Consider the following 13,048-nt stretch of genomic DNA (forward strand, 5'->3'; position numbering starts at 1 on the left):
GCCGGCTCGTCAACTTTCTTTTTTCCAACCTGTCTTATGAAGAAGAATCTCCTGCTTTTAGCACCAATGCTGTTCCCCGCCGCTGCTGCAGCGCAAGGGCACTACAACATAGTGTACATCATGACCGACGACCACACGGCGCAAATGATGAGTTGCTACGACAACCGTTTTGTCGAGACACCCAACCTCGACCGCATTGCGGCCGATGGCGTGAAGTTTGTTAACTCTTATGTGGCCAACTCGCTGTCAGGCCCCAGCCGCGCTTGTATGCTTACTGGCAAACACTCACACAAGAATGGCTTTACTAACAATGAGCACGGCGTGTTTGACGGTTCGCAGCAAACCATGCCCAAACTCATGCAAAAGGCTGGCTACCAAACCGCCATCATTGGCAAGTGGCACCTGGTGAGCACCCCCACGGGTTTTGACTACTACAACATTTTGCCGGCACAGGGTGACTACTACAACCCCAACTTTATCAACATGGACGGCACCGAAACGCGCGAAAAGGGCTATGTGACCAACATCGTGACCGACAAGGCCATTGACTGGATGGAGCACAAGCGCGACAAGAGCAAGCCCTTCATACTCTTTGTGCACCACAAGGCTTGCCACCGTGCCTGGTTGCCCGAACTCAAATATCTGCGCGAATATGAGGACAAGACATTTGCCCTGCCCGAAAACTTCTACGATGACTATGAGGGCCGCGATGCTGCTAAAACGGCCGAGATGCAGATTGGCAAGCACATGGACATTGTGTACGACACCAAGATGTACACTCCGGGCTCAAAGACATTCCTGACCGACAATTACCTCAACATGATTGGTCGTCTCGACTCAAGGTCGCGTGCCGAGTATGACTACTTCTACGATTCACTGGCCTTAGACTTTAACAGCCGTCACCTCACGGGCAAGGCTTTGGACGAGTTCAAGTATCAGCGCTACATGCGCGACTATGCCAAGGTGGTGAAGAGCCTTGACGACAACGTCGGCCGCATGCTCGACTACCTCAAGCAGTCGGGATTGCTCGACTCCACGCTCGTGGTTTACACCTCCGACCAAGGTTTCTACATGGGCGAGCACGGGTGGTTTGACAAGCGCTTTATGTATGAGGAGTCGCTCAACACGCCGTTGGTAATGCGTCTGCCAAAGGGCTTCAATGCCCGTGGCGACATCAGCGAGATGGTGCAGAACATTGACTATGCACCCACATTCCTGCAACTGGCGGGTGCCCCCGTGCCAGCCGACATTCAGGGCGTGTCGCTCCTGCCGCTGTTGCAAGGCAAACACCCCAAAAACTGGCGCAAGAGCATCTACTACCACTATTATGAATATCCGGCCGAACATGCTGTAAAGCGTCATTATGGTGTACGCAGTTCTGATGGTTACAAGCTCATTCACTTCTACAACGACATCAATAAGTGGGAACTTTATAATCTCAACACCGACCCGCACGAAATGCACAACATCTATGGCCAGCCGGGTACTGAGAAAATCACTGCCCGCTTGATGAAGGAGCTTGTCCGCCTGCAAAAGCAGTATGACGACCAGGACGCGCTCAAGCTTAATGCAAAGTGATGCGAGCATGGTAATGTGCTAATATGCTAATGGGCTGACGCCGTAGCGTTGCAAATAGCAACGCTGCGGCGTCAGCTGTATTTGTACATTTGCATATTATTGCCAGTAAAACCGTACTCAAGCACCAAACGCTACCTCTAATGGGGGCGACGCGTCTCGCGTCGGGAAAAGGGTAGTAATAAGCAATCTCTAAACTGAGCGTTCCGTGAGTTATGAGATTTGCCGCTAACGCGGAAACAAAAGGACATAAGAACATAAGAACAAAAGAGTTTCAAGACATACGGGCATGGACTTGCGTCCATGTGCCCTCAAGAACATAAGGGCTACGCCGTAGCGTTTAATGCTATTTCTTTCCTGTTTATGACGCTCAAGGTCTTAACGGCGTAGCCCTTATGTTCTTGAGGGCAAATGGACGCAAGTCCATGCCCGTATGTCTTGAAACTCATTTGTTCTTATGTTCTTATGTTCTCCGCGTTAGCGGCAAATCTCATCGTTCACGAGACGCGTTGCCCCCATTACCGCATTCCCCCATCGCCACGTATAATAAACCTTAAATCTTGGCGGTTTTATAGTACTATGTATTGCACAGTACTAAGTTATAACCTATATTTGCACCATCAAACAATTAAGGAATACTGTTTATGAATGTAGACAATGCCAAACAACAGATGCGCAAAGGCATGCTCGAGTACTGTGTACTGCTGTTGCTGAGTCGTGAGGAGAGTTATGCAAACGACATCATCGCACGTTTGAAAGAGGCCGAACTGATAGTAGTTGAAGGCACGCTCTACCCACTGCTCACCCGACTAAAAAAGGACGGGCTGCTACAATACGAGTGGCGGGAGTCAACACAAGGACCTCCACGCAAATACTACAGTCTGACCCCCGAAGGGCGAAACTTTTTGTGCGAACTCGACAATGCCTGGAACGAACTGGCACGCACGGTGTCATTGCTCAAGAATATGACGCCACAGTTGCCGCTCAAGGCGTAGCACTTTATTATTAAACAAACAAATCAGAAACCCGCATTATGAAAAAGAATATTACCATCAACATGTTTGGCGTGCTGTATGCCATCGACGACGATGCTTGCCAACTGCTCGAACAATACATTGACAACATGCACCGCTACTTCGACAAACGCGAGGGTGGGGCAGAGATAGCCGACGACATAGAGCATCGTGTGGCCGAATTGCTGAGCGAACTTAAAGACCAAGGAGTGGAGGCCGTCAGCATTGAGCACGTGCAGCAAATAATAAAGCGCATTGGCAACCCCGAACAAATGGACGAAACGGCCGATGATGCCGAATCTGCCAGCCATGACGGTGAAGCTTCCGAAAGTCAGACACAGTCCGGTGACGATGGCACGTCGGCCGGCCAAGAAAAGAACGGTATGGGTGCCCGCAAACTTTACCGCGACCCGCAGGACAAAATGCTGGGTGGCGTTATGTCGGGCTTGTGCCGCTATTTTGGCTGCGACGACCCCCTGCCGTGGCGCATACTCATGGTGCTGCTGGCATTGGTCAGCTTTTCAACCATCGGCATAATTTACCTTGTGGCGTGGGCACTCATACCGGCAGCCAACACCCCCGAAGACCGCTTGCGCATGCAGGGCAAACCCGTCAATGCACAAAGCATCAGCGAGGAGGTTATGCGCGAAGCCAACCGGGCAGCCAACTATGTGCAGTCGCCCGAGTTTCGCAGTGCCGCACGCAGTTTTTGGGGCACATTGCTAAGCATCTTTGTGTTCTGTGTCAAACTGTTAGTACTGCTGATTATTGGCACCTTCATCGCATCGGTTTTGGCGTGTGCCGTATTCCTTGCCATAGCCTATGGCGAGAGCAGTCACATTGGCAATGCCATGAACGACAGTCTGGGGTGGCTCATAGCCCACGATGCCATGATAGGTGTGCTGGGCTGGTTGGGTGTAATATCGTCACTGGTGTTTTTAGGTACACTTTTCTATTTGTTGGTGCGCTCGTTGTTCAAGTCGTCAAGCACCCGTCCGTTGTCGGCCTCTACACGATGGGCTTTGGCTCTTGTGTGCCTTGTCACGCTCATTTCGTCAATAGCCTTTGGCAGCCTGTTTGCATACAAAGTAAAATGGGTGAAGGAGACGAACCCCAACATCTACAATCTGTCAACCATACCACGTTCGGTCAACCTGTTGGCACGCGATGGGTGGAAACTGAACACGGCTGTCAACATCAATGCCGGCGACAGATGTGTGTCTACTACCGACGACTTTGGCAGCAGTGTAGAATTGCCGTACTACAAGTTTGAAAAGGAAATAGACACTAAGCCTATGTCGCTTGACATGGAGCGTAGTGAAACCTTGTCCGCCGGGCGTTACCACATCGAGGCCATTACGGCTGCCGATGGTCCTGGCATCAATCTGTTCTATACCGAGCGCGGCCGGCGCATCGTCACGCCAGTTCTGCCGCGTCTGAGTTCAGGCTTTGGCAACATGAGCACCATGCCTTACGACAGTGTGGCAAAACTCGGACTCTTTACCGACAGCATAACGCCCTTGCAATGGCATACCATGCAGGCTGATGATGCCGGTGAGTGGAGCTTGCAGCGTACCCCGTCGTTTGACCATGCTGGTGGCAAACTGACCTATGGCTTTGCTGGCACACTGCCTGTGGGTGCCGACAAAATAAAGGTGTTGCGCATACGTGTGGTGTCTGAAGCGTATGGGGCAAAATAAAATTGACTTTTTGTTTATCAGTTGATATATAACCATTATGTGGGTGCAGTGCTTTGCGATAAAGCGCTGCACTTTTTTTGGCTACAAGGTGATGGAACCAGGGGAAATAGGAACTTGGTTTGCCTCAGAAAGGTGATGACAGTAGGGTGGTGTAAGTTGGTTTATCCCTCCATATTATTTGTTTTTGCAAAATTGTCTGCACTCTGCACTTTTTGTCTGCACTCAGCTGGTTTTCAGTGCGTTACGCAGTGTATGTAGGTGCAATGTACCTGCACTTTTGTCTGCACTACCTACACTTTTGTCTGCACTGCCTGCACTTTTGTCTGCACTACTTGCACTTCGTCTGCATTGTCTTGCATATACAAGCATATTATATGTTGTGCCGGCAAGGTATGCGGGTATAGAGAGGGCGTAAAATTTGTTGGAGCAACTGAAAATCTGCTCTCCCTATGTCCGGCAAACGCGTCCCCTATGCTGTTGGGTTTTGTGACTACGCGTGCAGGTAGTGTAGGTAGTGCAGACAAAAGTGTAGGCAGTGCAGACAAAGTGTAGGTAGTGCAGGCAAAAGTGCAGGTAGTGTAGGCAAAAGTGTAGGTAGTGTAGACAAAAGTGCAGGTATATTACCTCTATATACACTACGTAACTCATTGAAAATCAGCTGAGTGCAGACAAAAAGTGCAGAGTGTAGACAAATTGCACAAAAAGTGCCGTGAGGGGGTGTGAGCCATGCTTGTTGCACTTGCAGATGTGCAAATATTGCTGTCCAGTAAAATGTAAGCATTCTAACGTAGTCAAGCCCCCAACGCTACCACCAAACGCAAGCTCTAATGGGGGCGACGCGTCCCGCGTCGGGCATTAAGGCAAAGGCTCATACACCAAATAAAGGCTCACAGACAGTGCTAATTACACGTCTGTCTGTGAATCTTTGCCTTAATGCCCGACGCGGGACGCGTCGCCCCCATTAGAGTTTGCGTTTGGTGGTAGCGTTTTGTGATAGCGTTTAGTGCTTGAGTACGGTTTTACAGACAGCAATAATGTGCAGATGTGTAAATATAGCAAACGCCGTAGCGTTACTATTTGTAACGCTACGGCGTCAGCCCATTAGCATATTAGCTCATTGTCATATTAGCACATTAACGTGCATCGCTCGTTATGGCACAACCACCTTGGTGTCGTTCACCACATACACGCCCTTGGGCAGGGCGATGGTGCGGGTGCCCTTAACCTTGCTGCTGAATAGTATGCGGCCATTGGCATCGACCACTGTCACCTTGGCTGCTTTGGCAGCGTTGAATGTCAGTGTGCCGGCCGCTGTGCTAAAAGTCAGCGCACGATCATTGGCAGCACCTTTAACGGCAGTAGCTGTAGCACTTGCAAACTGGCCGTCGATGCTTATGTCGCCATCAACATAGCGTGCATCGAGCGTGTAGGTGCCATCGGCAGCAAAGTCGGCCGCACGCACTACCAGTTTGTCATACTGCTTGTTGCCATAGGCATTGTACTGGTCGCCTTCGAGGTTGTAGCCGTGGCTGATAACGAGAGAGTCGATTACAAAGCCGGGGGCAGGAGTAGCCTTGAGCTTTACCGACTTGCCAAAGGCCGTTTTGTAGTTGACAAGTTCGGTGCCATCGCTCAATGTGATGTAACCGTTGCGGCTGCCAGCCGACAAGTTTACTTGGTCGGCATGAACGTTGAGGCGCACGTCGACAATGTAACCACCATTCTGCTGAATGCTGTTGGTGCTGGTCATTCGGCCTGCGGGGTCGATGTTGCCCCAGTCCACCTTGTAGCGCATGCGGTAGAAACCAGGTGTCATGCCGGCAGGCAATGTAAATGCCGGTGTTGACAAGTTGTTGCGATCATTACCGCTAACGGCAGTGCCATCGTACTTGTAGCCACTTTTGTCTTCAACTGTTTCGTAGTAATAGTAGCTCATCAAGTCCGACCCTTCGGTAACCTTGTGCGTATTGTTGTCAAATGTGGCTTCGAATTTGCCGTTGTTGTTTTGGTCAACGTACACGTAGCCATTCATCCAGCCACCATTTTTATAGTCAATAGAGGGTGTGAGCGTTTCGCCCGCTTTGGCATTGAACACCTTTTCGGTAAAGTCGCGATAGATGAGTTGCGGCGTTACGGAACCCACTTCGATAGTCTGGTTGCCGGCAGAGGGGCTGTTCAGCTTGACGCTGGCAATGTAGCGTCCAGGTTTGCCCGAGGTGGCGTTATCTTCAAAGTTGAGGCCGTAGAAGGCTTCAGCCGTGAAACGTGGGTCTGGCGAGTTGTTTACCTCAATGTCGTCGATGTATGCAGCAAAATCGCTGGTAAGCTCCTGTGGCGACGAGGCGTCGGGCACAACCACAAGGCTGTGTACCTGCACGCCATTGCAACCCTTGATGGGGAACACGGCGTCGAACCATTGGTTGGCAACCGACACAGAGGTAGAGTATGCCCAAGCCTGCTCCACATCGTTGCTCTGGCCTGCACGGTCGGGGCGCTTGCCAAGTGCCACCAGCATGACACGGCCCTTGATGGGCTTGTATATTTTGACGTGCACATACTTGTAGTCGGGTGTAATGTCGAAGGGCGTGTTAAGGTCGATGCGTGCGCCAAAGGTGTTGCTGCCGAAGCGTGAACGCTGTACGCCCAGAATCTTTTTAGAGTCGTTTACTACTTCGCCTAATTCGTTGGTAGGTGAGATAAAGTTGTCTACCACAGCACAGTTGCCCTTGAGGGTGCCAAGGCGGAAGGGAGACTCCTCCCATGTGTCGTACACGCCCACACTCTTGTAGCCCGAAGCGTCCTCAAAGTCTACTTTTACGGTCTGTGCCATTGCTGCGAGGGGCAGGCCCAGGGCAGCAAGCGCTATTATATGCTTTTTCATTGAATAATCTATGTATGTCAGATGGACCCCTCAAAGCGCACCTGCAAAAGGTGTGCGTTTGGCAGTCCACTTGTTAAACCATGCTTTGTTTTATCGCAGTTCAATGTTCTCAATAGTAGGACAAGCGCGGCTGTCGAGAATGTTGACGCGCAGGTACTTAACCTTTTGCGGGTTAGCCTCGTAGCTGTTTGAGGTGCTGCCGTTGAGCGGAATGATGCGCTTGTAACCAATGGTAGTGGTGGCAATGTTGCCGCCGCGCTTGGTCCATTTAGTGCCATCGTTGCTGGTTTCGATGCTGAACGCCTTGACGCGCTGGCCGAGCTGTATATGCTCTTGAAGCACCACATAGCGAATGGGTTTGGCCTCGTCCCAGGCAAAGGTGATCGTGCCCTTGTTCACACCATCGTTGGTGGCCCAATAGGTGGCAGAGTCGCCGTTGCACACGTTTTCGGCCTCGAAGTTGCGACCAGTGCCTGCGCTGCGGGTTTCGTTGGCAGTGACAGTGGCCTCTTTAGCATAGTTGGTGCCTTGCAGGCGTTCGGTGAGCATTTTGCCCATTTCCTTTAAGCGTTCGACAGTGGCAGCGGGCAGTGAGCCCGATTTGTCGGGCGGGCAGTTAAGAATGAGTGTGGCGTTGCGGCCCACGGTTTCGAGATACATTTGGAACAGACGCTCGGCCCCGAGCTGGCCCTCGCCTGAGTGCCAGAACCAGCCACCGGTGGTCATTTTGGCATCGCTTTCGCCCGGTTGCCAGTACCAGCCGTCCATGTTGCCGTACATACCGTTCTTTTCGGGTGCATAGAGGTACTCCTCGGGGCTCCAGTTGGTCTCGCCGGCCCAGCCCTCTTCGTTGCCAATCCAACGGCTCTCGCCGCCTACGCCCCAAAGCACGCAGTCGGGGCATACCTTGTGCACGGTGTCGCGCAGGTTAGGCACATCGTAGTAGGTGGAGCGGTCGATGTTGCGTTTGCCGCCCTTGCCGCCATAGTAGCCATCGCCGCCATTGGCGCCGTCAAACCACATCTCGAACTGGTCGGTGCCGTATGCTGCCAATTCGGCGCACTGGCGAAGGAACACGTCCTTTACGTAAGTGTCGTCGCCATAATGCTCGTTGTTGCGGTCCCACGGCGATACGTAGAAGCCATACTTCATGCCCAACTTTTTGGCGGCAGCCGCAAAGTCGCGCGGAATGTTGGTGGCCTTGGCGTAGGCGTTGTTCGACGAGGTCACGTTGTGCGTGGTGGTGGCAGTGGGCCACAGGCAGAAGCCGTCGTGGTGCTTGACCACGGCTATGCCGCCCTTCATGCCGGCAGCCTTTACCGCAGTGAGCCATTGCTCGGGGTTGGGGGCTGCAGTGGGGGCAAATTTGTTTTCGTCTTCATTGCCATATCCCCACTCATTGCCGGTGTAGGTGTTCATGCCGTAATGAAAGAACGCATAAAACTCGGTGCGCTGCCACTTAAGCTGACGAGGGGCAGGCACGGGGTGTACGGGGGCGGGCTCGTTTTCGGCATTCACCACGCTCTCGTTGACCAACTGCAACTGGGCGTTGGCGGTGAGCGGAGCTGTCAGTGCCAGGCACAGAGCCGAGGCCCAAAGGTAGATTTGCTTCATAATTTATTTGTTTGTGTTAGATGATGTTTCTCATTTCGTGCGCTAATATACGCATTATATTCCGTATTGTAAACTTATGGCTTGCTTGGAGGGGCGTGTTTTTAGCTTTTTTGTGTGTTTTTGTGTGCTTTGTAGCTATCCAGCTCCTTGCGGCTGCGGCTGGCCGTTACCAAATAGACACCGCCAAAAATCAGCACCACAGCCACGCCTTTTATCCAGTTAAAGGAGTCCATGCCCCAAAGCACGGCCACAATGCAGGCCACGAGCGGCTGTACATAATTGTACATGCCGGCCACTGTGGGGCGCAGTAATTTTTGACCTACAACAATGAGCATGTAGCTAAGGAAGGTGGCGCCTATCACAATAAAGGCCAGCGCGCCAATGTGGCTTGGCTGCAAGGCTGCCCAGTTGGTGCGCATGAGGTCGCCGGCCGAGAAGGGCAGGGTGCATATAAAGGCGTAGGTAAACATCCACTTCATGATGGTGGTGAGCGAATATTTGTTTACGAAGTTCTTGTAGAGTACAATGTAGAGTGCGTAGCAAAGCTGTGCGCTCAGCACCAGCAGGTCGCCCCAGATGGCATAATTGCCGCCTGTTGTGGCTGTGGCCTTAACTTGGTTGCCGCTACCCATGATGAGCAGCAGTGCGCCAGCGGCGCCAGCGGCTATTCCGAGCACCTTTTTGCCAGTGATGGGTTCCTTCAGTATGAAGGCAGCCAGCACCATGGCCCATAATGGCATGCTGGTGGTGATGATTGAGGCATCGCCGGGGGTGGTGAGGCTTACACCGAATATAAAGCACCCTTGGTTGAGCACAATGCCCAGGAGGGCTGCGCCAAACAGGCGTGCCAGGTCGCCATGTGGCACGTGTTCGGGTTTTTGAAAGAATGATGCTATCCAAAACAGTACCATGGCGCCGGCTATGCGCATATCGGTCACCACGAGTGGGGTGACGACACCGGCCGCCATGACAAATTTTGAGAGTGGGGACATCAATCCCCACAGTGTGTTGGCACCTAACATTGAAAGGTGTCCTTTGATTGATGAATTCATGTGTTTGTTTTTGTGTTAGTGCGTGGGGGGGGAGGAGGCTGTACTATTTATAGTGGAAGGTATGGGGTTATACTAACTTACCTGTCAACCCGTCACCCCGTCAACAGCGTTTGTATACAATGCCGGCCCCACACTTTAATCTGCTCCCCTGATTATTTAGAGAGAAGATTAAGGTGAGGGGCCGGCCTTGTTGGGGTGACGCGGGGGTCACTTGCCTCCTTTGTTATCGAATGATGGTAGCCTCGCGGTCGGGGCCTACAGACACAATCTTGATAGGTGTGCCCGTGGCCTTTTCAATATAGGCAATGTAGCTTGCAAAGGCAGCGGGGAAATCCTTCTCGGCACGTACGGCGGTGAGGTCGGTTTTCCAACCGGGCAACTCCTCGTATACGGGTTGCCAACCCTCAGTGTCGTAAGGTATTTCGGTAACAGTTTCGCCGTCCTTGGTGTAGGCTGTACATACCTTGATGGTGTCGAAGCCATCGAGCACGTCGCCCTTCATCATAACGAGGTCTGTCACGCCATTTATCATGATGGCATATTTCAGTGCTACAAGGTCAAGCCAACCGCAACGGCGGTTACGTCCTGTTACAGCACCATATTCGTTGCCAATGTGGCGAATGGTGTCGCCAGTTTCGTCAAACAGCTCGACGGGGAAGGGACCACCACCCACACGGGTGCTGTATGCCTTGAAAATGCCGAACACATGGCCAATGCTGTTGGGGGCAATGCCCAATCCGGTGCAGACACCACCACTTGTGGTAGATGATGATGACACATAGGGGTAGGTGCCATGGTCGATGTCGAGCAATGAGCCTTGTGCGCCCTCGGCCAGCACATTTTTACCTTCGGCCAAAGCGTGGTTGAGCTCATATTCGGTGTCGGTCAAGTTGAACTTGCGCATGTATTCGATGCCCTGCATCCACTTTTGCTCCTCCTCGGTAATGTCGTAGTCGGTGTAGTGCAGGTCGCGCAGAATTTGCTCGTGGCGTGCTTTGAGCGCCTTGTATTTCTCGTCGAAGTTGTGCAAGATATCACCTACGCGCAAACCTACGCGGGCAGCTTTGTCGCTGTAAGTAGGGCCAATGCCCTTACCAGTAGTGCCAACCTTGTTCTTACCCTTTGCGGCCTCGTAGGCACGATCGAGCACACGGTGGGTAGGCAGAATGAGGTGGGCGCGGCGGCTGATGTGCAAACGCTTGGTCAATTCATAGCCGGCAGCTTCAAGTTCGTGGGCCTCGGACATAAAGAGGTCGGGGGCTATCACGCAGCCGTTGCCAATGATATTGATTTTGCCCTCGTCGAAAATGCCTGAGGGAATAGAGCGAAGTACGAATTTCTTGCCGTCGAATATAATGGTATGTCCAGCGTTGGGGCCACCTGCAAAGCGGGCCACAACATCGTAGCGCGGTGTGAAGTAGTCTACAACCTTACCTTTACCTTCGTCTCCGAACACGATACCCAGCAGGGCATCAACTTTTCCTTTTGTCATATTTGTTATAGGTGATGATTAGCAATTTTAAGCAACACTTTAGAGGCGTAACAACATCAATTGTCGCGCCTCCCGTCCTTTTGTTGGCCAAAGTTAGTGCAAGGCGAGCGAAATACAAAGCGAAAGTGCAAAAACTTTCGCTTTTTATTTCCGAGCCGCTGCCTAACTTGCGCGTGAGCGAAAGTGCAAGGCGAGCGAAATGCAAGTTAAAGCGAAGGGCGAAAGTGCAAGGTGAAAGTGCAAGGCGTGCGATTTTTTTTCACCACATAACCATGAACTTCAACCACATATACTTTATTTGTCACCACTTGTGCACTGTGCTGAATATGGGCAAGTGTTTGGAATGCTTATTCTTTGTATTTTTGCAATAAATATGACTATAAAACCACAAAATCATGAAACATCTTTTATTGCTATTAACAGCTCTTGTGTGCTTTCTCACAGCATCGGCGCGTCGTGACCCTAGATATCATTATGAGGGGGCTAATAGCGGAACTTACGGCCTTTCTAATAAAAGAATACAGTGTTCTAATTGCGGTGAATTCTATTCGGCTGGTTCGCAACACATGTGCTTAAAACATGATGCGGGAGGTAGTAGTTCCTCATCATCGTACCCCACAGATGGTAGCGATGTGTCGGACGGGGAGGCTGATGCTCTTCTTGCAGCAAATCCTGATTTGCTCATTAACCAAACTGGTATTCGCAATCCCGCTCCTAATGAGGAAGAGGCAGAGAGTGCTTCTGATGATGACGATGATGACAATACTGACGCCTGGATAGGTGGTGCAATTGTTGTCGTAGGCATTATAATATGGCTAAAATCGAAGGCGTGACGATTTTGGCGCTTTAGCATCATATAGTTGTCCCTCTTAAAAAAGCATCTCGGCGAGATTCTGCTTTTTCAAGAGGGACAACTGCATTTATTACGTTCAAATATTAAACATTGCTTTCGTTGTGTCCATAAGCGTTTGTGCCACATTGTCGACTGGCAGTTCGTACACCTCGGCCAATTTCTCGATGACCAATGGCACAAATGCCGGTTCGTTGCGTTGGCCGCGGTGCGGTGTGGGGGCCAAGTACGGCGCGTCAGTTTCAACTACAATGCGGTTGAGCGGTACGCTGCTGCGCAATACGGCTGGCAACTTCGACTTTTTGAAAGTCAGCACACCGCCTATGCCAAGTACAAATCCCGGAAACGTGTTGAGCAGTTCACTCGCCTCTTCGGCTGTGCCGCCAAAGCAGTGGAACACCCCAGTCAGTTCGTCCTTCATAGGTAGCAGCGTGTCCACCAAGTCGCGGTGTGCCGCCCGGCTGTGCACCATGAGCGGCAGATGATAGCGCATAGCCCATTGTGCCTGGTGCTTGAACACCGCTATCTGTTCGTCGCGGCGGGAGTCGTCCCAATAAAGGTCGATGCCCACCTCGCCCACGGCCACATAGGGATTGTTGGGCGCGGCAAGCAGTTGTTCCATTCGGTCGAGCAGCGGCCAGGGGTCCGACGGCAGTTCTGTGGGGTGCAGTCCCATCATGGGAAAGCATACACCAGGATAGTTTTGGCATATTTGCAACATGGGGCCAATGCTTGCCTCGTCAATGTTGGGCAGTAGCAGCATTCGGGCACCAGCTTGCAGGGCGCGCTCCATAACCATCAATCTGTCGTCGTCAAACTCCTCAGTATATATATGTGTATGCGTGTCGATAAATTGCATGTGCCAGAGTGT

Annotated in this window: 9 protein-coding genes; 4 read left to right on the forward strand and 5 right to left on the reverse strand. The window is 51.8% G+C overall.

From position 1 onward, the window contains the following. The first annotated feature begins 36 nt into the window (after positions 1-36). The 3 genes from BQ5453_RS06125 (at position 37) to BQ5453_RS06135 (ending at position 4,288) form a co-directional block, all read left to right on the forward strand. Complete coding sequence (locus tag BQ5453_RS06125; RefSeq protein WP_071122531.1) at positions 37-1,578, forward strand: sulfatase family protein; 1,542 nt, start codon at positions 37-39, stop codon at positions 1,576-1,578. A 641-nt stretch (positions 1,579-2,219) separates the two neighbouring features. Then, a complete protein-coding gene (locus BQ5453_RS06130; RefSeq protein WP_071122532.1) occupies positions 2,220-2,570 on the forward strand; it encodes a PadR family transcriptional regulator in 351 nt (116 codons plus the stop codon). Between the two features lie 38 nt (positions 2,571-2,608). Continuing rightward, complete coding sequence (locus BQ5453_RS06135) at positions 2,609-4,288, forward strand: PspC domain-containing protein (RefSeq protein WP_071122533.1); 1,680 nt, start codon at positions 2,609-2,611, stop codon at positions 4,286-4,288. Between the two features lie 1,150 nt (positions 4,289-5,438). Here the strand turns inward: BQ5453_RS06135 and BQ5453_RS06140 are convergent. From BQ5453_RS06140 to BQ5453_RS06155, 4 genes are all read right to left on the reverse strand, one after another. Beyond that, on the reverse strand, positions 5,439-7,169 hold the full coding sequence (locus tag BQ5453_RS06140) for a GEVED domain-containing protein (RefSeq protein ID WP_071122534.1): 1,731 nt from the start codon (positions 7,167-7,169) through the stop codon (positions 5,439-5,441). A 90-nt stretch (positions 7,170-7,259) separates the two neighbouring features. Continuing rightward, positions 7,260-8,783, reverse strand: a complete 1,524-nt coding sequence (locus BQ5453_RS06145; RefSeq protein ID WP_071122535.1) for an alpha-L-fucosidase — start codon at positions 8,781-8,783, stop codon at positions 7,260-7,262. 101 nt (positions 8,784-8,884) lie between these two features. Continuing rightward, the gene (locus BQ5453_RS06150; protein ID WP_071122536.1) at positions 8,885-9,835 is read right to left on the reverse strand and encodes a DMT family transporter; all 951 of its coding nucleotides are present in this window, start codon (positions 9,833-9,835) and stop codon (positions 8,885-8,887) included. Between the two features lie 223 nt (positions 9,836-10,058). After that, positions 10,059-11,327, reverse strand: coding sequence for an adenylosuccinate synthase (locus BQ5453_RS06155; RefSeq protein WP_071122537.1), 1,269 nt, complete (start codon positions 11,325-11,327; stop codon positions 10,059-10,061). A 566-nt stretch (positions 11,328-11,893) separates the two neighbouring features. On the opposite strand from BQ5453_RS06155, the gene BQ5453_RS14070 reads away from it, so the two are divergent. After that, positions 11,894-12,160, forward strand: coding sequence for a hypothetical protein (locus BQ5453_RS14070; RefSeq protein WP_143033316.1), 267 nt, complete (start codon positions 11,894-11,896; stop codon positions 12,158-12,160). Between the two features lie 96 nt (positions 12,161-12,256). On the opposite strand, the gene BQ5453_RS06170 is transcribed toward BQ5453_RS14070, so the two are convergent. After that, on the reverse strand, positions 12,257-13,036 hold the full coding sequence (locus BQ5453_RS06170; protein ID WP_071122540.1) for a TatD family hydrolase: 780 nt from the start codon (positions 13,034-13,036) through the stop codon (positions 12,257-12,259). Between the last annotated feature and the right edge of the window lie 12 nt (positions 13,037-13,048).

This window comes from Prevotellamassilia timonensis (assembly GCF_900106785.1).
Lineage (GTDB): Bacteria > Bacteroidota > Bacteroidia > Bacteroidales > Bacteroidaceae > Alloprevotella > Alloprevotella timonensis.